We start from the raw sequence: 19,377 nt of genomic DNA on the forward strand, positions 1-19,377 counted from the left end.
GTTAAAAAAGATTGCCCTTTTTCCAATTCTGTAGACAAACTGTCTATGGTACGGGTTTCCAATTTTTCAACTAGTTCCTGCTTTTGTGCAAGTATTTGATAGATGGGCTGGGACCATATACTACAAGATTGACCTTAGAAACCGGTGTCTGTTTTGCTAAAATTGTCAGAGAGGTAAAAAAGATTGCCCTTTTTCCAATTCTGTAGACAAACTGTCTATGGTACGGGTTTCCAATTTTTCAACTAGTTCCTGTCTAGAAGCCGCTACCAGTGCATGCAATGGGCACGGTTTTTGCGCATTGCAATTTTCAAAACCCAGCAAGCAAGAAGTTATTCGGGCACCACCATCAATTACTTCTATGACGTTTATCAATGGTAGGTTCCTATTTGCCTCACTAAGATAAAACCCACCCTTAGGCCCCTTTGTTGAGGAAATTACACCTTGTCTGGCAAGCGCTTGTAAGAGTTTGGCAAGATAAGCAGGCGGCACATTAATAGGTTTGCCAATGTCCTTTACCTTTATTTTATTCTCGTAATCTGAATGGAGTGCCAACCATAGCACTGCTTTAATAGCATATTTTGAAGAAGTAGAAAGCATGGGCGCAAGGTACGAAATAAGTATAAAAAGATAAAAAGATAGTTTTATCTTAAATATGATATATGTCATGTTTTGAGAGGCTTACCCTTACTAAATTTGACCATAATTTCTAAACCACATCCAATGCATATCGGAATCAGATTCGTTAGCCTCTTGTCACTTTCACTTCTATTGAGTTGTGGGGGCAAGGAAGAAAAAAAAGAAGGATTTGTCATCAAATCCAAAAAAACGGAAGAAGTTTCAGCAAAAACTTCTGAAACACCATCAAATGTAGTTCCGGCGTCTAAACGGGTAGATCTTACCAACAAGGGCGTAGGGGCCGTTAAGGAGTTGAAATTGCCAGAAACCATAGACGAAACTATGGCAGCTACCGGGGCAGAACTTTTTAAAACAAATTGTACTGCATGCCACAGAACACATAAGAAGTTTATTGGCCCACCCCCTTTGGATATCCTAAAAAGACGTACCCCAGAATGGGTAATGAATATGATTTTGGATCCGGAGCTAATGGTAAAAGAAGATCCATTGGCCAAAGAACTTTTGGTAGAACACAACGGATCCCCTATGGCCAACCAGAGTCTTAATGAAGATGAGGCCCGTGCAATTCTGGAGTACTTCAGAACCATAAAAGCAGAAAATTAAAAACCACCTAATATGAAAACAATTGTGCGTTCGTTCTCTGTGCTATTGCTTGTGATCATGATCACAAGTTGTAAGACGGAGACAAAGCAAGCAGAACCCGTGTCCAATTCAGAAAATACCGTAGCCTCTAAAAAGCAGGGACAGGCGTTCGTAGAAGACGATGAGGCAAGACCCACCGTATTGCATATTGCAATTGGTTCACCAGATCATACCACCTTGGTAACTGCCGTTCAAACTGCAGAACTGGAAAATGCATTGGTAAACGCCGGCCCCTTAATGGTATTTGCACCTACCGATGAAGCTTTTGGGGCCCTTCCTGAAGGAACCGTGGAAGGTTTGCTGAAACCAGAGAACAGAAATGCTTTGGCAAATATTCTAAAGTACCATGTTACTCCGGGAAACTACTCGAAAGACTTTCTTAAAAAGTTCAAAAAATTAGGGCAATCCAATGGAGTAGACGTCTTGGTTTCTGTTAAGGGAGAGGATGTTTATATAGGAGATGCCAAAATTGTGGCTAGTGTTCCTGCCGGAAATGGTATCGTACACGTCATAGATAAAGTTTTATTACCACCATCAGAATAAATTCAAATAAAAAATCGAGACAATGAAAAAAATAATTAAATCTACCCTACTTATTGGCTTGGCATTGGTCTTGGCCAATTGTAACGGTGTTGACAAATCCAACAAAGGTGCAATTGCCTCCAATGTGGCCGAAAAAGTATATGTTGCCCCCGGAGAGCACGATGAATTCTATGCGTTCATTTCTGGAGGGTTTAGTGGCCAACTTTCTGTTTACGGACTTCCTTCCGGACGTTTGTTTAAAGTAATTCCCGTCTTTTCCCAAGATGCTGAAAAGGCTTATGGGTACAATGAGGAAACCAAGCCCATGTTGAACACTTCACATGGTTTTGTTCCTTGGGACGACTCCCACCATCCAGATATATCGCAGACCAATGGGGAACTAGACGGACGCTGGGTCTTTATCAACGGTAATAATACACCCAGAATTGCCAAGATAGACCTTACCACTTTTGAAACTACTGAAATTATAGAAGTACCCAATAGTGCTGGTAATCACAGTTCTTCTTTTGTGACCGAAAATACGGAATATGTTGTAGCGGGTACTAGGTTTTCTGTTCCAATTCCCCAGCGAGACATCTCAATAAAGGAATACAAAGGAAATTTTAAGGGATCCCTGTCCTTTATTAGTGTTGACCCCGAAGAAGGACATATGGATTTGGCTTTCCAGGTCCTTATGCCTGGGTTTGACTACGATTTAGCGCACCCTGGTAGGGGAGCCTCTCACGGATGGATGTTTTTCTCTACCTATAATTCTGAAGAGTCCCATACGCTTATGGAGGTGAATGCCTCTCAGAACGACAAGGATTTTATTGCTGCGGTAAACTGGAAAAAAGCAGAAGAGTATATTAAAGAAGGCAAGTTTAAAACCATGCCCGCCAATTATGCCCATAACGTTTATGATGAGAAGACCCATACTGCCACCTCTACCATGAAAAAAGAGGTTAGGGTGCTGGATGCCTCGGAGCTTCCCGGCTTGGTATATCTTTTGCCAACGCCAAAATCCCCTCACGGATGCGATGTTGACCCCACCGGAGAATATATTGTTGGAAACGGAAAACTTTCTGCGGATTTAACAGTACACTCCTTTAGTAAAATGTTGCAGGCCATAGAAAATAAAAAGTTTGATGGGGACGCTTATGGTATTCCAATCTTAAAGTTTGAAGATGTACTTGCCGGTTCTGTTGCCCAAGCTGGTCTTGGACCCTTACACACGGAATTTGATGCCAATGGATATGGGTATACCACATTTTTTATCTCCTCGGAAGTAGTAAAATGGAAGTTGGGTACCTGGGAGGTCATAGACCGCAAGCCCACCTATTATTCCGTGGGTCATATAATGATACCAGGCGGAAACTCTAGGAAACCCTTTGGTAAATATGCGGTAGCCATGAACAAGATTACCAAAGACCGTTATTTGCCTACAGGACCAGAGGTTACACAATCCGCACAGCTCTACGATATTACGGGAGAAAAGATGGAACTTTTACTCGATTTCCCCACTATTGGAGAACCCCATTATGCTGCAGGTATAGCTGCGGATATTGTAAAAGCCAATTCCAAAAAGATATTTAAGCTAGAGGAGAACAAACACAAATATGGAGTTCAGTCCGATGCCGGTGTACGAATAGAACGAAACGGCAAAGAGGTACATGTGTATATGACCATGATCCGAAGTCACTTTAACCCAGATAATATTGAAGGGATAAAAGTAGGCGATAAGGTATATTTCCACGTTACCAACCTAGAACAGGATTATGACGTACCTCATGGTATTAGTATGATAGGTGCCAACACTTCAGAATTGCTGATTATGCCCGGACAAACGGAAACTTTCGTTTGGGAGCCAAAACAAGTGGGTGTTTGGCCATTTTATTGTACAGATTTTTGCTCTGCCTTGCACCAAGAAATGCAAGGTTATGTGCGGGTATCCCCAGCATCCTCTGATTTGGACCTTTCTTGGTCCTTGGGAGAGGATTAAGGGAACCAATAGCGAAGAATATCTTAGTATCTATTTGCCTTGTAAAGCCGGGAGGTCATCTCCTCCCGGTTTTCTCTAAATCTCTCATTGTATATCATGAAAAAAAAGTCTAGAATTTTAATGCTGGTAGGCGCATTGTTGCCTTTGTTTCTCTTTGTGTTTCCGTTGTGGAACATTACCTTGGAAGCACCTCAATATCCCACACCCCTAGGGATGGATATTTATATCAATGATTTTGCCGATGCCAATCCGCACGACATTAAGAACATTAACTTAATGAACCACTATGTTGGGATGAAATACATTCCCGATGCCATCCCGGAATTTAAAATATTTCCGGCTGGGATTATAATCACCACCATTATCGGCCTTATTATTGCTTTCAAAGGCAACTATAAATGGTTTTTGGGTTGGTTTATTTTTATGGTATTGCTCAGTAGTGCCGGGATATACGATTTTTATCTGTGGGAGCACGATTATGGGCATAATCTTGATCCTAAGGCCATTATGAAGTTCACCAATCCCGATGGCTCTGTCATGGGATTTCAACCCCCACTGTTTGGATCCAAGGATATTCTAAATTTTAAAGCGCATTCCTACCCACAGTTGGGTGCTTATTTTCTTGGGTTGGGCATGGCCTTGCAGTTAGCCGCTTATTTTTTCGGCAAACGCGAAAACAAAAAAAATAAAGCCTAGAGCAATGAAAAACATAAAGGTAATCCAGACCATATTGTTCGTTATTATCATGCTACCCTTCAATTCTTGCAAAGTGGAAGCAGAGAAAATAGTTTATGGCGAGGATGGTTGCCATTTTTGTAGTATGACCGTTGTTGATAAAATCCATGGAGCCGAAATGGTGACCAAAAAAGGCAAGGTATTTAAGTTTGATGCAATGGAATGTTTAATTAACTTTAGCAAAGAGGTTAATCCGGAAGACGTTGCGCTTTATCTTACCAATCATTATAACGATCCGGAGGAACTTATTGATGCTACCAAAGCTACTTTTCTAATAAGTCAGGACCTTCCCAGCCCTATGGGAGCTTTTTTAACGGCTTTCGAGGATAAAAAGGATGCGGATGAGGTACACAAAGAAAAAGGGGGAGAGTTGTACTCTTGGGAAGAGCTTTTAATAAAATTAAAACCAGAATATAATAATGTATCAGATATCGGAGACTATAAACGACCTAAGTTACACTAAGCTACAGGTAAAAAAGCTGTTTCATAACGGACAGGCCGAAGTACTATGTATAAGTCTGGAAGAAGGAAACGAATTTCCGGAACATACCTCGCCCAGGGATGCTCTTTTGGTAATGTTGGATGGTGCGGTATCATTTCATATCAATGACACCGAGTTTGTATTGCAAAAGAACCAAACTTTTGATTTTCCTGCCAATGAACCACATTGGGTAAAGGCCCGTGCAGATGCCAAATTTCTGATCGTAAGATGAATTGCGCAAGAAACTGCTGCCTCCTGGTTGTGCAAGCACTTATAATGACATCGACACTAACAGCCAAAACTTTGGAAGTTTGTGGAGACTGCCAAGTAAGAACAATAAAAGAAGCTGTTGCCTTGGCAGAGGAAAGAGATACAGTGCTTATAAAAAAAGGCACCTATTACGAGTATAATATTCTAATAGATAAACCTCTGACCCTTTTGGGGCAAGGATACCCAGTTATAGACGGACAGTTAAAGGGAGAAATAATCAGGATAACTGCGGATAATGTAACCGTAGACGGACTGTTCCTTATAAATGTAGGCACTAGCTATACCGAAGATTATGCAGCTATAAGAGTAGTAAAAAGCGAGAACTTTTTAATACAAAACCTTGTTTTGGAGAAGTTGTTCTTTGGGATCTATCTGGAAAAATCTAACCATGGTAAGGTATTTCATAATAAGATTGTTGGCAATGCGGTACATGAACACAGTTCGGGAAATGGAATACAACTTTGGTATTCCCATAATATAGAAGTAGAAAATAACATAATTACCAAGGTTAGGGATGGTATTTATTTGGAGTTTGCAAACCACTGCAAAATAAAAAATAATACCAGTGCCAACAACCTCCGATATGGCCTGCATTTTATGTTTTCCAATGATGACCTCTACCAAGAAAATGTCTTTGAAAATAATGGAGCGGGGGTTGCCGTAATGTTTTCCAAAAGAATTAAAATGCTGAACAATACGTTTAGGAACAATTGGGGCACCGCTTCCTATGGTCTCTTGCTAAAGGAAATAAATGACGCGGAGATTCTTGGCAATACTTTTCATAAAAACACGGTAGGTATCAGTATTGAGGGTGCCAATAGGATTAACTATATCCACAACGATTTTTCTAACAATGGATGGGCCATAAAGGTTAGGGGTGCATGCTATGCAAATCAATTTACCAAAAACAATTTTCTACATAATTCATTTGATGTTGCCTACAATAGCAAATTAAACGATAATGGATTTGATCAGAACTATTGGAGCGAGTATACCGGTTACGATCTAAACGAAGATGGTTTAGGGGATGTGGCCTATCGTCCGGTGAAACTATTTTCTTATTTGGTAAATCAGACACCGGAGACCATTATTCTGATGCGGAGTCTGTTTATCAATATCATGGATTTTTCCGAAAAAGTATCGCCCATCTTTACGCCCGATAATCTGTTAGACCATCAACCCTTAATGCAACGTTTAGAATGATAACCATTAACAACTTACATAAACGATTTGGAAAGAATCAGGTGCTAAAAGGTGTTGACCTAGAGATAAAGGAGGGTGGTATTTTTGCTATTCTGGGTCCCAACGGATCTGGTAAGACCACTCTAATCAAATGCATCTTGGGAATGGCCCTACCCACCAAAGGCACAATTTTGGTGAAAGATCGTCCGGTGGCCAAACATTGGAAATATAGAAAAGAAATAGATTATTTGCCTCAAATAGCAAACTTTCCGGGAAATTTAAAAGTACGGGAGCTTATTGCAATGATAAAAGACCTTCGGGGTAGTACAGATGCGGATGAAGCCTTAATAAAGTCTTTTGATCTGGCTCCTTTTATGGACAAAAAATTGGGCAACCTTTCCGGAGGTACAAAACAAAAAGTAAATCTGGTGCTAACGTTTATGTTTAATAGCCCAATAATTATCCTAGATGAACCTACGGCAGGTTTAGACCCCATAGCCATGCTATTCTTAAAAGAATTGATAAATAAGGAAAGGGCAAGCGGAAAAACCGTATTGATAACCTCTCATATCATGAGTTTTGTAGAGGAAATTGCTGGTGAAATCGTGTTTCTTTTGGAAGGCAAAGTATACTTTAAAGGAGATATAGCTGCGCTAAAAGCAAAAACGGGTCAGAAGGATTTTGAACACGCAATAGCAACAATGTTAAAGGAGAATTATGCTTAAAATTTTAAAATATAGTTTTTACGATCTTATACGCAGTCGTTGGAGCTATGTATATCTTTTGTTTTACCTTTTATTGGGTGTGGTGCTTCTTTTTTTGAACAGTGATCTTTCCAAGGCGGTAATTACTTTAATGAATGTAATAATCATACTTGTACCACTTATAGGCACCATTTTTGGCGTAATGTACTATTACAATTCCAAGGAATTTACAGAACTATTGCTGGCACAACCCATAAAGCGGTCGTCTATCTTTTTGGGGCAATATCTAGGAGTTGCACTGTCTCTTTCCATGAGTTTGATCTTGGGTTTGGGGATTCCTTTTGTGGTTTATGGTCTTTTTGAATCGGATGCCATTTGGGATTTTTCCCTATTGCTGATTACGGGCACTTTTCTAACGCTGATCTTTACCGCACTGGCATTTAATATTGCCCTGTATAACGAAAATCGAATAAAGGGATTTAGTTATGCCATATTGTTATGGCTGTTTATGGCAGTTGTTTATGATGGATTGTTTTTGATGTCGCTTATCGTTTTTCAATCGTATCCCTTGGATACCTTTTCGGTAGGGGCTACGGTTTTTAATCCGATAGATCTCTCCAGGATATTGATTTTGCTTAAGTTGGATATTTCGGCTTTGTTGGGATACACCGGTGCGGTCTTTCAAAAATTCTTTGGTACGGGAACGGGAATACTCTTATCCGTATTGGCCCTATCCCTATGGTTCTTGCTTCCGGCCTACAACATTATGCGAAAGTCGAGCAAGAAAGATTTCTAGGGATTTATTCATTTCTATGTTCAAAAATCTTTAAGTATAACATGGTAGACATCTTTTGGGCGCGGTTTTTCGCTATCCAGGCAACATCGCCTTCAAAAAGTTCATCCAATGTCTCAAACCAAAGATTTAGCCATAAGCCAAAATGTTCTGATGTAATGCTTTGCTGCATCTTATCATCCACCATTTGATGCGCGCTTACCGGATTACCCTGATACTTTCTGTTGAGCAGCAATTGGGTCTCCCAAAAATCGGTAAGTAGCTCCAAATGCTCTTCCCAATCGGTAACAATGGTATTAAAGATAGGCCCTAGAACTTCATCGACCCTTACTTTGGTATAAAATGAAATGACAAGCAGGTTAATATCCGCTCTATTTTTTATTGTTATTTTTTTGTACATAGCGTTATTCCGAAATGTTTAGGGCAATGGCCACCATATCCTCAAAAGAAGTCTCGCGATCCTCAAAGGCAGTACGTTCTCCGGTTACCAATGAATCCGATATGGTTAAAATGGTAAGCGCTTTAACGTTGTTTTTTGCAGCGATGGTATAGAGGCCCGCCGTTTCCATTTCTACACATAGAACACCAAATTTGGCCCACAATTTATAGGTATCTGGATTATGCTCATAAAATTGGTCGGTAGAAAGCACGTTACCTGCAGTTATGCGGATTTGGTGAGTGTGGGCATACTGGGTTGCTTTCATAAACAGATCGAAACTGGCAGTAGGCGCGAAGCTCGCATTGGGAAAATCTAAATTGTTGAGCCCAGAATTTGTAGAGGCGGCCATAGCAATTACAATATCCCGAATCTTTACCTTTTTTTGATAAGATCCTGCACTACCTACGCGGATCAGGTTTTTTACATTATAGTCTTTAATTAATTCGTGGCAATAGATTAAGGTCGAAGGAATTCCCATACCGGTGCCCTGTACCGAAATACGCCTGCCATGGTACCAGCCGGTAAATCCCAACATGCCCCTAACATCATTATAGCAAAAAGCATCGGTTAAAAAACTTTCTGCAATCCATTTTGCCCTTAACGGATCGCCCGGTAACAATACGGTTTCCGCAATATCGCCCTTTTCGGCATTTATATGTACACTCATTTTTATAGGTTAAGTTCGGACAATACAATAGCTACTCCGGATGAGGTTCCAATTCTGTCAACACCCAAATCAATGTACCTCAAAGCGGTCTTAGCATCCTTTATACCTCCCGAGGCCTTTATACGCACATTGTTTCCTACAGTTTGCCGCATTAGTTCAATATCTTCAACGGTAGCACCACCAGATCCAAAACCGGTGGATGTTTTTATAAAATCGGCTTTTGCCTGGGTCACTAAACCACAGGCTTTTATCTTTTCTTCTTGTGTTAAATAACAAGTCTCAATAATCACCTTAAGGACTTGGTTGCCTACAACCGTTTTAATTGCCTTTAATTCATCCAAGACCAGATTAAATTTACCAGATTTAAGCCAACCCAAATTTATCACCATGTCTATTTCGTCCGCCCCATGCGCTATACAGATTTTGGCTTCACAGATTTTAGCCTTTGTACTTGTTGCTCCCAAAGGAAAGCCAATTACTGCAGCTATTTTTACTTGGGTGCCAACAAGTTGTTTTTTTACTAGGGGAAGATGACATCCGTTGACACAGACGGCATAGAAGTTATGTATTTTAGCTTCTTCGCAGAGTTGCACTATATCGGTGGTGCTTGCCACGGGTTTAAGCAAAGTATGATCTATATAATTGTTCAGCCGCATAATTCATGATAAGATAAGCCTAAATATTCTAATTAGTGGCATTCAATATCCGTACTGACCAATTCTATAACTGGTTCGGGAGAAATATATGGAATACCCAGTCCCAGCCCCCTAAGAATAAACAACAGACCAATAGCTACTACAAAAATGGGGATTAACTTTTGGATTTTACCCCTTCCCCAACCTTTTAGTGCACTGCTGAAATAGGCCACTCCGGTCATTAGGGGAATGGTGCCTATACCAAAGAGTACCATGTAGAGAGAACCTTGCCAAGGATTTCCCATAGCTGTAGCGCCTATTAGCGCCATATATACCAAGCCACATGGTAGAAAACCGTTTAAGAACCCTATAGTTAAAAAGGTATCTGGTGTTTTCTTTTGTAGCTCCTTTCCCAGTCTGTTCTTTAATTTGGAAATAATACCATAAATGGGTTTTGAAAAACTGTATCGATGCAACTTTTTATATGGTACAAGTACCAGCACAATCATTAATACACCAAGTACAATGGACAACTTTTGTTGCATTCCAAAGAGATACAACCCTTTGCCCAGCATGCCAAAAACAAGCCCCATAATGCTATATGCCAAGAGTCTCCCAAAATGGTAGATAAAAATCTGAAGCAATTTTTTGGTGTTCTTTGTATGGTCTACCGGTAGCATAAAGGCAATGGGCCCGCACATGCCAACGCAATGCAAACTTCCCATTAGACCCAATATAGCTGCCGATATCAACATTTTAATATGTTAAACTCTCTTTAAACAAATAGTTTTTACTTTTGTACTTCCAACTTATTTTAATGTCCCAGCGACCATCCAACAAACGTTCGTCAGGTATGAGCAAATGTGAATTGGATAGACTTATGGGTAAGTCAAAATCCAAGTGTTTATTGGATGGTCTGTAAAGGGACACTGTTCCTTCTATTTTTTGTTTTACCAGATCCTGGGGGAAATTAATTTGTAACCCCTCTGGCGTTTTTTTTATTTTTATTTTTGATTTTAACCTAAAGGCGTTGTTAGATGCGTCTATTTCTTTCTGATAACCAAGCTCTTCTTTGTAATATTCTTCCGTTACCAAATCGTGGTTAGCGCGGTAGTCCGTACTCATCCGAAGTACGAAAAACAGAATAAATCCAATGAACGCAATAAATGCCAGTACAATTCCTGTTCCCCAATTTATTTTCATATCGATGAATTTTTTGTCATTGCTATTTGTAACTTCTTGGGGCCAAAAAGGCCACTTTGGTCGTTTCTATGAGCTCGTCACCGCTATAGACGCCAATTTTAAGATTGTCCTTATCGCCTTTTAAAGCGGAATTGTTTATTGTGATGAACAATGTGCCCTCTGCTAATTCTTGGGCCGGAACTTTAAAATTTTCATGGGTCACCAATTCTATGTCTCCTTTATGGGACAACAGCTTAAAGCTAACATCATTTACGTCTGCGGTAGTTTTGTTCACCAGTTTATAGGTAAACACATTGCTAATAAGATTACCCTCTTTTCTTTCGTACAACTGTCCTGGTAATCTTAAGATATTGGCTTCTAAATCGTTCCGTAGAAAAAGCATGCCAACGAATACCCCTATTAAAATAGTCAATACCGCAGTATACCCCTTAAGCCTGGGAGTAAACTCAAACTTGGACTTTTTTTCAATATTATCCTCACTGGCATAGCGTATAAGTCCTTTAGGTAGGTTTACCTTCTCCATAATCGTATCGCATTCATCGATACAGGCGGTACAATTAACACATTCTAACTGTGTTCCATTACGTATGTCAATTCCTGTAGGGCATACGTTTACACATTGAAAGCAATCTATACAATCGCCATGGCCCAAAGCTTCGCGGTCTTCATTTTTTCGAAACTTTTTTCGTCCGTTTTCTCCTTCTCCCCTTTTGTGGTCATACGCCACTACAATAGATTTATTGTCCAATAAAACACCTTGCATTCTTCCATATGGGCAGGCGATTATACATACCTGCTCCCTAAACCATGCAAAAACAAAGTAAAACACCGCGGTAAAGATTAAAAGAGACACTAAGGTGCTAATATGTTGTAATGGCCCATCAACAATGTAGCGAATCAATCTATCGCTTCCGATTAAATAGGCCAAAAAGACGTTGGCTATTAGAAAAGAGATAATAAAAAAGATACTCCATTTAAGGGTTCGTTTCCTTATTTTCTTTCCGTTCCAAGGTTGCCTATCCAATTTAATCTGTGCCCCGCGATCACCATCTATCCAATACTCTATGCGTCTAAAGACCATTTCCAAAAAGATGGTCTGCGGGCACATCCATCCACAGAAAATACGTCCAAAGGCAACAGTAAACAGTGCTACAAAAATCACCCCAATGATCATGGAGATCACAAAAAGATGAAAGTCCTGGGGCCAGAACGGTAGGCCAAAAATATTGAAACGACGCTCCAGAACATTGAACATCAGAAACTGGTTACCATTTATTTTTACAAAGGGAGAGGCCAATAAAAATAGTAGCAACCCATAGCTGACCCATTTTCGGTATTCATAAAATTTGCCCACCGGCTTTTTTGGGAATACCCATGCCCTTTTACCCTCTTCATTGATGGTGCCTATTGAATCCCTAAAATTTTCATCTAACGCCATTGGATACTGTCATCAATTTTCTTTACTGGTTTTAACTATAAAACCTTTAATCCGTTAAGGAAGACCACACTTCTCAAATAGGGCCAGAATATTCTAGTTCAGTACTACCGAGGTAGTATCTGCCGGACTTTCTGGCGGTTCCTCTACTGGTGTTTCGGTTTGAGGGGCATTTTCATCTACCCAGATTTCCCCTTCTGCCGCTTTTGGGTTGGCGGCCGTTGTCCCCTGAAATTTTAACAGATAACTGGCTACTTGCGCAATTTCCAAGGGTTTAAGCGTTTGCTTCCATGAAATCATACCTTTTCCGTCTCTTCCTCCTTCGGAGATAGTATTGAAAACGTTTTTGATACCTCCGCCTAAAATCCAGTATTCATCTGTAAGGTTAGGGCCAATACCGCCACCTCCATCGGCCATATGGCAAACAACACAGCTCGCTGTAAAAATTTTCTCTCCGGCACTTAGATCCGAAGCTTCGGTAAGCAACTCTACAGTATTGGCATCTACCAAACCTTTTGCCGTTTTCTTATACTCTTCAATAGCTAGCTGGGCGGCAGCCACTTCCCTTTCATATTCAAGTTTTTGGTCATAGTCATTAAATATGTGAAAACGCACCAAATAGACGACCCCAAAAATTATGGTCGCATAGAACATATATACCCACCATGGCGGCAGTTTATTGTCTAATTCTTTAATACCGTCATAATTATGATCCAGGATAATCTCATGTTCTGCCTCCATGGGTTTGGAGCCCAACAGTTTCTTATACATTCTTTTACCCCATTTCCATTCCCATGGTTGAGATTTGGCGTTCAAATAACGTTCTTGGGCTTCTTCAGAAAGCGTCTGGAACATTACATTTTCTATGGCTTTCAGGATCAACTCAATCGCCACCAATATCATCAGTACCAAAAACAGGAACAGTTGGGTTATAGGGTACTCCACGATTGCCGGTTTTTCACCAGAATCTATAAAATATTCCATCAACCCAAAAACGAGAAAGAAGACTAAGGGGATACGGATCCACCAGGGTGACATATTTTTCATAACGAAGGTTCTTTATGTTGGTTATTATCATCAAATGGCAATTCACTTACTTCTTTGATATGCTCTTTACTGGCCGAAAAGACCCACCAAAAAAGCAGCGCGAAGAAGACAAAAAAGATCAGTAGGGATATCATTGGATAGGTTGCTATCCCCTCTATACTCTCCATATGGTTTTTTACAAATTTTAGCATAACCTATTGGTTTTTTGATATTAATTCTTCTGTTCCCTTTATTTTTATATCCGTACCCAAACGCTGTAGGTAGGCAATGAGTGCCACAATTTCCCTGTCCCTCATTTCCACAAAGGGCTGGCCATTGTCAGCTGCGTATTTCTTGTCTTCCTCATAGCCTTTGGCAAAGTCTGGATCGGAATAAAGGTTCTTTTCTATTTGTTGGGCCTGCTGGCCCATGGATGTTTGGGCATTGGCAATATCCTCTGGGGTATAGGGTACGCCCAAGGTTACCATGGCCTCCATTTTGGCAGTAATATTACTACGATCGTGTTCGTTTCTAACGAGCCATTGATAGGCGGGCATTATGGACCCGGATGAGGTGCTTTGGGGGTCGTACATATGGTTAAGGTGCCAATTGTCCGAGTATTTTCCGCCTATTCTATGCAAATCGGGACCTGTACGTTTACTACCCCATAGGAAAGGATGGTCGTATACAAACTCCCCAGCCTTGGAATACTCCCCATATCGTTCTACTTCACTACGGAAAGGCCGCACCATTTGTGAATGGCAACCTACACAACCCTCTCGTATATAGAGGTCCCTTCCTTCCAATTCCAGAGGGGTATATGGGGTTACGCTGGTTATGGTAGGGATATTGGATTTTACCAGGATTGTGGGTACAATTTGGATAATACCACCTATTAGGATAGCTACCGTTGCCAAAATGGTGAGCTGCACCGGTTTGCGTTCTAACCAGGTATGAAAAGTTTCTCCTGCAGTTCTTTTTCTAGATACGCGTGTTAGGGCAGCAGCTTCGGCCAATTCGTCCTCAACCTTACTGCCAGAACGTACTGTCTGCACCACGTTATACAGCATTACTATAAATCCTACAATGTACAAGCTGCCTCCAATGGCTCTCATCCAGTACATGGGAATGATTTCGTTTACGGTTTCCAAAAAGTTACCGTAGACCAGGGTTCCGTCCGGATTAAATTCTTTCCACATCAAGGCTTGCGCAAAGCCCGCAACATACATGGGCAGGGCATACAATATGATCCCTAGAGTACCTATCCAGAAATGGAAATTGGCCATGGGAGTAGAGTGCAGCCTTGTTTTAAACATTTTTGGTACCAACCAGTAAACCATACCGAAGGTGAGGAAACCGTTCCATGCCAAAGCGCCAACGTGTACGTGGGCAATAATCCAATCGCTAAAATGCGCAATGGCGTTTACATTTTTGAGCGATAGCATTGGTCCTTCAAAAGTGGCCATCCCGTATCCGGTAATCGCTACTACCATAAATTTTAGCACAGGACTGGTACGCACTTTGTCCCAAGCACCTCTAAGAGTAAGCAACCCGTTTATCATACCACCCCATGAAGGAGCTATCAGCATTATGGAAAAAGCAACACCTAAATTTTGGGCCCAATCTGGTAAGGAAGAATACAGTAAATGGTGAGGTCCTGCCCAGATATAGATGAATATCAACGACCAAAAGTGGACAATGGAAAGGCGATATGAATATACCGGTCTGTTTGCGGCTTTGGGCACAAAATAGTACATAAGACCCAAAAATGGCGTAGTTAAAAAGAAGGCCACCGCATTGTGACCATACCACCATTGTACCAAGGCATCTTGAACACCCGCGTAAACGGAATAACTTTTTAAGGCACTTACCGGTAGTTCTAGACTATTGAAAATATGGAGGACGGCTACAGTTACAAAAGTTGCCAAATAAAACCAGATGGCCACATATAAATGCCGCTGTCTTCTTTTGATCATAGTACCAATAAGATTCCAACCAAAGGCTACCCATACCAAGGCAATGGCCAAGTCAATGGGCCATTCCAATTCCGCGTATTCCTTAGACGTTGTGTATCCCAAGGGTAGCGTAATGGCGGCAGCTACAATAATGGCCTGCCAACCCCAAAAATTAAAATTGCTCAGCGCATCACTGAACATTCTGGCTTTTAATAATCGCTGGGTAGAATAATAGACTCCGGCAAAAATGGCATTGCCCACAAAGGCGAAGATCACCGCATTGGTATGGAGCGGTCTTAAACGACCAAAACTTAACCACGATATGCCGTCCGTTATGTTAGGGAATAAGAACATAAAGGCAAGCAAAAGCCCAACCAACATCCCTATAATTCCCCAGAACAAGGTGGCGTAGAGGAATTTCTTTACGATCTTATTGTCGTAATAAAACTGTTGTACTTCCATAATTACATTTTTTGACTTTTATTTAGTTGGATTGATTTCTCTACTTTCTTTTCATCGGTAGAAGACGGCTCTTTTACCAATTCGTCTTCGAACAACATCCGAACCGAAGGGGTATAGGAATCGTCATACTGTCCATTTTTAACTGAAAAAACGAACGCGATAAAAAAGATTATGGCTACTATTATACTGATGGTCAACAACATATAAATAACGCCCATACCTACCCGATTTTGGTTGTAAAAATATTCTTGTAAGGATTCTTAAAATATGACATATATCATCTTTTTTCATTTAAGTTTTCTTCCTATAAAATTGGTTGCCAAAGTGGTGAACGCCACAATACTTATAGAGCTCAAGGGCATTAAAATGGCTGCAATTACAGGTTCTAATTGCCCGGTTACGGCAAAATAGAGGCCAACCACATTATAAAGTAATGACAACACAAAACTTAGTTTAATTATTTGCATTGCTTTTTTAGAGGCCAATATGTATTGATATAACTGCGTAAATTTTGTGGCATCCAAAATTCCGTCACAGGCCGGTGAGAAAACATTAATGTTTTCGGAAATGGCGATGCCCACATTGCTTTGTGCCAAAGCACCTGCGTCGTTAAGGCCGTCCCCTACCATCAGCACTTTTTTATTTTCAGTTTGCAATGTTTTTATAAACTCTAGTTTGTCGTCTGGTTTTTGATCAAAATATAGCGGGGTAAGTTTAGGCAATAGCCGCTCCAAATTAGATTTTTCACCTGCATTATCACCAGAAAGCACGGCCAAATCCATTGTGTTTGCCATCGCTTTAAAGACTTGCGCAACTCCTTTGCGGTAACTATTGTGAAACACAAAACGGCCTTTGTAACAATCGTTGGCACTTACATGTACTTCTGTGTTCTGCTGATGATTTTCCTCCGGATTGCCTACAAAATTTGCGGACCCTATTTTTATTCGGTTTTCTTCTATAGTTCCTTCAATGCCTCTACCGGTATATTCCCCATAATCGTCCAGGGTAATGATGTTATGTTCCGAGAGCATTGCGTATAAGGTTCTGCTCAATGGATGATTAGATGCGCGTAGGGTATTCTTTAGCAGTGACTCTTCCTTAGGATCTAGCGCTACACCCTCGTAGCGTATTGCACTTTTTGTGGCCGTGGTTAGGGTTCCGGTCTTATCAAAAATGGCGGTGTCCACCGCAGCTAGTTGCTCTATGGTCTGGGTATCCTTAAGGTAAAATTTCTTCCGTCCAAAAATGCGAAGCAGGTTTCCGAGTGTAAATGGGGAAGCAAGGGCTATGGCACAGGGACAGGCAATGATAAGGACCGCGGTAAATACGTTAAGGGCCAAGCTAGGGTCGTATACCAACCAAAAGATTGTGGCAACCGTGGCTATGGTTAATACCGCAAGGGTAAAACGTTTTCCTATACTATCCGTTATTGTTTGGAACCTACTTGTTTTTTTGTTCTGAAAAACAGCGTTGCTCCACAATTGGGTTAGATAGCTTTGCGAAACCGATTTTAAGGCTTCCATTTCTACCGCACCGTTTAATTGTTTTCCACCAGCAAAAATACGCTCCCCGGATTCTTTGGTTACGGGTTCGGATTCGCCGGTGACAAAGCTATAATCTATTTGGGCCTTGCCCTTAATAAGAATTCCATCTACCGGGATAAGTTCTTCATTTCTAATGAGCAATCGATCCCCGGGGACAATATCGTACACTTGTACGGATGCTTCCTTTCCACTTTTGTTTATGCGGGTAATGGCGATGGGGAAATACGATTTGTAATCGCGTTCAAAAGAAAGAAAGGAGTAGGTCTTTTGTTGGAAAAATCGGCCTAATAGTAAAAAAAAGACCAAACCGGTAAGGCTATCGAAAAAGCCAGAACCCCAGTCCATGGCAATTTCCAAAGTACTTCTCAAAAAAAGAGTCAGGATACCCAGAGCTATGGGAACATCTATATTTAAAAGTTTAGAACGTAATCCTTTGAAGGCCGAAACAAAGTAGTCTTTGGCTGCAAAAAAAACAACGGGTAGGGAAAAAGTAAACATCAACCACCGAAAAAGAGTCTTGTATTGCTCTAGCCAATATTCCCCAACATCAAAATATTCCGGAAAGGAAAGAAACATTACGTTCCCAAAGGCAAAGCCTGCTACCCCCAATTTGTATATTAAGCTTCGATCTGTTGCTTTTTTGTCCGTGTCATAATCCTCTAACGAGATGTTTGGTTCATAACCAATTCTTGCAAGTAGGATAATCAATTCCTTTAGGGGTAATGTCTGTGGATTATAGGTAATCCTAACTTTCTTTTTTGGGAAATCTACCTGTGAACTGGTGACCGATCTGCTTAGCTTGTTCAGGTTCTCTAGAATCCAGATACAAGAGCTACAATGAATATGCGGGATGTAAAGATTTACAATTTGAACCCCATCTTGGTTAAAAGTTACTAATCTTTCAACAATAGTAGGATTATCGAGAAAATCGTACTTTCCTTTAATCGTTTTTGGAGTGGACCCAGCAGCCGATTGTAGGTCATAATAATAGGATAGGTCGTTACTCGAAAAAATTTCATAGACAGTTCTGCATCCATAACAACAGAAGTTTTTTTCATCGTATTGGACTGGCTTAGAGCTACAAGCGTCACCACAATGGTAACAATTAGTCGTATCCATAAACATTTGCTTACTACCTAAAGACAAAGATGTTCGTTAAGCTACTAATAAAATATGATATATATCAGGTTCTGTTTTTTTTTTACCTTGTAGCTTTGTCATAAGGGCAAAAGATATAACTATGGGTAGATGTGAAAACTGTATTATTCGCCAATTTAATGCCTTAAGGGCAATGAATAAGGAGGAACTGAAAAAGGTGTCCGACTCCAAAATCACCAAAATAGTTAAAAAAGGGGAGCCCATTTTTGAAGAGGGCGAACGGCTTAATGGAGTTTTTTGTATTAGGGAGGGAGTTTCCAAACTTTCCAAACTAAGTGCCAACGGTAGAGATCAGATTGTTAAATTGGCTACAAAAGGCGAGGTATTGGGCCAGCGTTCGGTAATTTCGGAAGAATTGGCCAATTTAAGCGCCGTTGCCGTAGATGATATGGAAGTTTGCTTTATTCCCAAGGAGGGTATAGTGCATACGCTTAATGCCAACCCCAATTTTACCTTGGAAGTACTTCGGCATATGGCCCATGATCTAAGAGAGGCCGACGATGTTATCGTAAACATGTCACAAAAGACCGTAAAACAGCGTATGGCCGAGGCTTTTTTGTACTTAAAGAACAACTTTGGCGAAGATCAGGACGGTTTTTTGAAACTTACACTGTCCAGAGAAGAATTGGCCAATGTTGTGGGCACGGCCACGGAATCTGCCATTCGCATTATTTCCGAATTTAAAAAGAAAGACCTGCTAAAAACATCGGGCAAACGTATAGGAATTGCCAATTCAAAAAAGCTAGAAGACTTGGTAGAAGGCTTTTAGGTACCATACCCATTAATCGTAATTTTTCGCTTTTAGCGCCTAAACCACGCTTGGTTCGTCCAAAACCTGACATAAGTCATTTTTTTCGCTTTAGCCTTCCGCTACTTTTATCGGTATAGT

General features: G+C 40.7%; 22 protein-coding genes. 10 read left to right on the top strand and 12 right to left on the bottom strand.

The features are described from left to right. Window positions 1-165: 165 nt before the first annotated feature. Window positions 166-666, bottom strand: coding sequence for an RrF2 family transcriptional regulator (locus ACEQ81_RS05750; RefSeq protein ID WP_411029893.1), 501 nt, complete (start codon window positions 664-666; stop codon window positions 166-168). A 54-nt stretch (window positions 667-720) separates the two neighbouring features. Here ACEQ81_RS05750 and ACEQ81_RS05755 point away from each other — a divergent pair, with 54 nt between their 5' ends. The 9 genes from ACEQ81_RS05755 (at window position 721) to ACEQ81_RS05795 (ending at window position 7,967) form a co-directional block, all read left to right on the top strand. Continuing rightward, window positions 721-1,239, top strand: a complete 519-nt coding sequence (locus ACEQ81_RS05755; protein ID WP_411029894.1) for a c-type cytochrome — start codon at window positions 721-723, stop codon at window positions 1,237-1,239. Window positions 1,240-1,251: 12 nt separating this feature from the next. After that, window positions 1,252-1,821, top strand: a complete 570-nt coding sequence (locus ACEQ81_RS05760; protein ID WP_411029895.1) for a fasciclin domain-containing protein — start codon at window positions 1,252-1,254, stop codon at window positions 1,819-1,821. A 22-nt stretch (window positions 1,822-1,843) separates the two neighbouring features. After that, window positions 1,844-3,799: a Sec-dependent nitrous-oxide reductase gene (nosZ, locus tag ACEQ81_RS05765; protein ID WP_411029896.1), complete on the top strand. Its 1,956-nt coding sequence runs from the start codon at window positions 1,844-1,846 to the stop codon at window positions 3,797-3,799. Between the two features lie 96 nt (window positions 3,800-3,895). Next, the gene (locus ACEQ81_RS05770) at window positions 3,896-4,495 is read left to right on the top strand and encodes a hypothetical protein (protein WP_411029897.1); all 600 of its coding nucleotides are present in this window, start codon (window positions 3,896-3,898) and stop codon (window positions 4,493-4,495) included. A 4-nt stretch (window positions 4,496-4,499) separates the two neighbouring features. Beyond that, the gene (locus tag ACEQ81_RS05775) at window positions 4,500-4,997 is read left to right on the top strand and encodes a nitrous oxide reductase accessory protein NosL (RefSeq protein WP_411029898.1); all 498 of its coding nucleotides are present in this window, start codon (window positions 4,500-4,502) and stop codon (window positions 4,995-4,997) included. Next, a complete protein-coding gene (locus ACEQ81_RS05780; RefSeq protein ID WP_411029899.1) occupies window positions 4,954-5,247 on the top strand; it encodes a cupin domain-containing protein in 294 nt (97 codons plus the stop codon). The genes ACEQ81_RS05775 and ACEQ81_RS05780 overlap by 44 nt, the downstream gene beginning before the upstream one ends. Window positions 5,248-5,291: 44 nt before the next feature. Further along, entirely contained in the window at window positions 5,292-6,488 is a 1,197-nt protein-coding gene (locus ACEQ81_RS05785; protein ID WP_411029900.1) for a nitrous oxide reductase family maturation protein NosD, read from the top strand. Beyond that, complete coding sequence (locus ACEQ81_RS05790) at window positions 6,485-7,192, top strand: ABC transporter ATP-binding protein (protein WP_411029901.1); 708 nt, start codon at window positions 6,485-6,487, stop codon at window positions 7,190-7,192. The genes ACEQ81_RS05785 and ACEQ81_RS05790 overlap by 4 nt, the downstream gene beginning before the upstream one ends. Beyond that, complete coding sequence (locus ACEQ81_RS05795) at window positions 7,185-7,967, top strand: ABC transporter permease (protein ID WP_411029902.1); 783 nt, start codon at window positions 7,185-7,187, stop codon at window positions 7,965-7,967. Before ACEQ81_RS05790 ends, ACEQ81_RS05795 begins: the two co-directional genes overlap by 8 nt. A 4-nt stretch (window positions 7,968-7,971) precedes the next feature. Here the strand turns inward: ACEQ81_RS05795 and ACEQ81_RS05800 are convergent, their stop codons facing one another. The 11 genes from ACEQ81_RS05800 to ACEQ81_RS05850 form a co-directional block, all read right to left on the bottom strand. Next, on the bottom strand, window positions 7,972-8,364 hold the full coding sequence (locus tag ACEQ81_RS05800; RefSeq protein WP_411029903.1) for a group III truncated hemoglobin: 393 nt from the start codon (window positions 8,362-8,364) through the stop codon (window positions 7,972-7,974). Between the two features lie 4 nt (window positions 8,365-8,368). Further along, window positions 8,369-9,070, bottom strand: a complete 702-nt coding sequence (gene deoD, locus ACEQ81_RS05805) for a purine-nucleoside phosphorylase (protein ID WP_411029904.1) — start codon at window positions 9,068-9,070, stop codon at window positions 8,369-8,371. A 2-nt stretch (window positions 9,071-9,072) separates the two neighbouring features. Next, the gene (gene deoC / locus ACEQ81_RS05810; protein ID WP_411029905.1) at window positions 9,073-9,726 is read right to left on the bottom strand and encodes a deoxyribose-phosphate aldolase; all 654 of its coding nucleotides are present in this window, start codon (window positions 9,724-9,726) and stop codon (window positions 9,073-9,075) included. Between the two features lie 32 nt (window positions 9,727-9,758). Continuing rightward, the gene (locus ACEQ81_RS05815; protein WP_411029906.1) at window positions 9,759-10,460 is read right to left on the bottom strand and encodes a sulfite exporter TauE/SafE family protein; all 702 of its coding nucleotides are present in this window, start codon (window positions 10,458-10,460) and stop codon (window positions 9,759-9,761) included. Between the two features lies 1 nt (window position 10,461). After that, a complete protein-coding gene (locus ACEQ81_RS05820) occupies window positions 10,462-10,908 on the bottom strand; it encodes a FixH family protein (RefSeq protein WP_411029907.1) in 447 nt (148 codons plus the stop codon). 22 nt (window positions 10,909-10,930) lie between these two features. Next, window positions 10,931-12,346 carry a cytochrome c oxidase accessory protein CcoG gene (ccoG, locus tag ACEQ81_RS05825; RefSeq protein WP_411029908.1) on the bottom strand — a complete coding sequence of 472 codons (1,416 nt, stop codon included), beginning with the start codon at window positions 12,344-12,346 and terminating at the stop codon, window positions 10,931-10,933. Between the two features lie 93 nt (window positions 12,347-12,439). Then, window positions 12,440-13,390, bottom strand: coding sequence for a cbb3-type cytochrome c oxidase N-terminal domain-containing protein (locus ACEQ81_RS05830; RefSeq protein ID WP_411029909.1), 951 nt, complete (start codon window positions 13,388-13,390; stop codon window positions 12,440-12,442). After that, window positions 13,387-13,581, bottom strand: a complete 195-nt coding sequence (locus ACEQ81_RS05835) for a CcoQ/FixQ family Cbb3-type cytochrome c oxidase assembly chaperone (protein ID WP_411029910.1) — start codon at window positions 13,579-13,581, stop codon at window positions 13,387-13,389. Before ACEQ81_RS05835 ends, ACEQ81_RS05830 begins: the two co-directional genes overlap by 4 nt. A 3-nt stretch (window positions 13,582-13,584) precedes the next feature. After that, window positions 13,585-15,786 (bottom strand): cytochrome-c oxidase, cbb3-type subunit I, encoded by a 2,202-nt coding sequence (gene ccoN / locus ACEQ81_RS05840; protein WP_411029911.1) that lies wholly within the window; start codon window positions 15,784-15,786, stop codon window positions 13,585-13,587. Window positions 15,787-15,788: 2 nt separating this feature from the next. Continuing rightward, window positions 15,789-16,004, bottom strand: a complete 216-nt coding sequence (ccoS, locus tag ACEQ81_RS05845; protein WP_411029912.1) for a cbb3-type cytochrome oxidase assembly protein CcoS — start codon at window positions 16,002-16,004, stop codon at window positions 15,789-15,791. A 69-nt stretch (window positions 16,005-16,073) separates the two neighbouring features. After that, window positions 16,074-18,449, bottom strand: coding sequence for a heavy metal translocating P-type ATPase (locus tag ACEQ81_RS05850; RefSeq protein ID WP_411029913.1), 2,376 nt, complete (start codon window positions 18,447-18,449; stop codon window positions 16,074-16,076). 121 nt (window positions 18,450-18,570) lie between these two features. Between ACEQ81_RS05850 and ACEQ81_RS05855 the strand changes: the two genes are divergently transcribed. Continuing rightward, window positions 18,571-19,257, top strand: a complete 687-nt coding sequence (locus ACEQ81_RS05855) for a Crp/Fnr family transcriptional regulator (protein ID WP_411029914.1) — start codon at window positions 18,571-18,573, stop codon at window positions 19,255-19,257. Window positions 19,258-19,377: the final 120 nt, after the last annotated feature.

The organism is Spongiimicrobium sp. 3-5 (assembly GCF_046557915.1).
GTDB lineage: Bacteria > Bacteroidota > Bacteroidia > Flavobacteriales > Flavobacteriaceae > JBHEBG01.

Excerpts from the sequence above, each read along its gene's own strand:
- ccoG (WP_411029908.1), bottom strand. The coding sequence starts at position 12,346 with ATGGCGTTAGATGAAAATTTTAGGGATTCAATAGGCACCATCAATGAA.
- nosZ (WP_411029896.1), top strand. The coding sequence starts at position 1,844 with ATGAAAAAAATAATTAAATCTACCCTACTTATTGGCTTGGCATTGGTC.
- ccoS (WP_411029912.1), bottom strand. The coding sequence starts at position 16,004 with ATGGGCGTTATTTATATGTTGTTGACCATCAGTATAATAGTAGCCATA.
- ACEQ81_RS05855 (WP_411029914.1), top strand. The coding sequence starts at position 18,571 with ATGGGTAGATGTGAAAACTGTATTATTCGCCAATTTAATGCCTTAAGG.
- ACEQ81_RS05800 (WP_411029903.1), bottom strand. The coding sequence starts at position 8,364 with ATGTACAAAAAAATAACAATAAAAAATAGAGCGGATATTAACCTGCTT.
- ACEQ81_RS05835 (WP_411029910.1), bottom strand. The coding sequence starts at position 13,581 with ATGCTAAAATTTGTAAAAAACCATATGGAGAGTATAGAGGGGATAGCA.
- ccoN (WP_411029911.1), bottom strand. The coding sequence starts at position 15,786 with ATGGAAGTACAACAGTTTTATTACGACAATAAGATCGTAAAGAAATTC.
- ACEQ81_RS05775 (WP_411029898.1), top strand. The coding sequence starts at position 4,500 with ATGAAAAACATAAAGGTAATCCAGACCATATTGTTCGTTATTATCATG.
- ACEQ81_RS05850 (WP_411029913.1), bottom strand. The coding sequence starts at position 18,449 with ATGGATACGACTAATTGTTACCATTGTGGTGACGCTTGTAGCTCTAAG.
- ACEQ81_RS05820 (WP_411029907.1), bottom strand. The coding sequence starts at position 10,908 with ATGAAAATAAATTGGGGAACAGGAATTGTACTGGCATTTATTGCGTTC.
- ACEQ81_RS05785 (WP_411029900.1), top strand. The coding sequence starts at position 5,292 with ATGACATCGACACTAACAGCCAAAACTTTGGAAGTTTGTGGAGACTGC.
- deoC (WP_411029905.1), bottom strand. The coding sequence starts at position 9,726 with ATGCGGCTGAACAATTATATAGATCATACTTTGCTTAAACCCGTGGCA.
- ACEQ81_RS05770 (WP_411029897.1), top strand. The coding sequence starts at position 3,896 with ATGAAAAAAAAGTCTAGAATTTTAATGCTGGTAGGCGCATTGTTGCCT.
- ACEQ81_RS05755 (WP_411029894.1), top strand. The coding sequence starts at position 721 with ATGCATATCGGAATCAGATTCGTTAGCCTCTTGTCACTTTCACTTCTA.
- ACEQ81_RS05750 (WP_411029893.1), bottom strand. The coding sequence starts at position 666 with ATGACATATATCATATTTAAGATAAAACTATCTTTTTATCTTTTTATA.
- ACEQ81_RS05790 (WP_411029901.1), top strand. The coding sequence starts at position 6,485 with ATGATAACCATTAACAACTTACATAAACGATTTGGAAAGAATCAGGTG.
- ACEQ81_RS05760 (WP_411029895.1), top strand. The coding sequence starts at position 1,252 with ATGAAAACAATTGTGCGTTCGTTCTCTGTGCTATTGCTTGTGATCATG.
- ACEQ81_RS05830 (WP_411029909.1), bottom strand. The coding sequence starts at position 13,390 with ATGAAAAATATGTCACCCTGGTGGATCCGTATCCCCTTAGTCTTCTTT.
- ACEQ81_RS05815 (WP_411029906.1), bottom strand. The coding sequence starts at position 10,460 with ATGTTGATATCGGCAGCTATATTGGGTCTAATGGGAAGTTTGCATTGC.
- deoD (WP_411029904.1), bottom strand. The coding sequence starts at position 9,070 with ATGAGTGTACATATAAATGCCGAAAAGGGCGATATTGCGGAAACCGTA.
- ACEQ81_RS05780 (WP_411029899.1), top strand. The coding sequence starts at position 4,954 with ATGTATCAGATATCGGAGACTATAAACGACCTAAGTTACACTAAGCTA.
- ACEQ81_RS05795 (WP_411029902.1), top strand. The coding sequence starts at position 7,185 with ATGCTTAAAATTTTAAAATATAGTTTTTACGATCTTATACGCAGTCGT.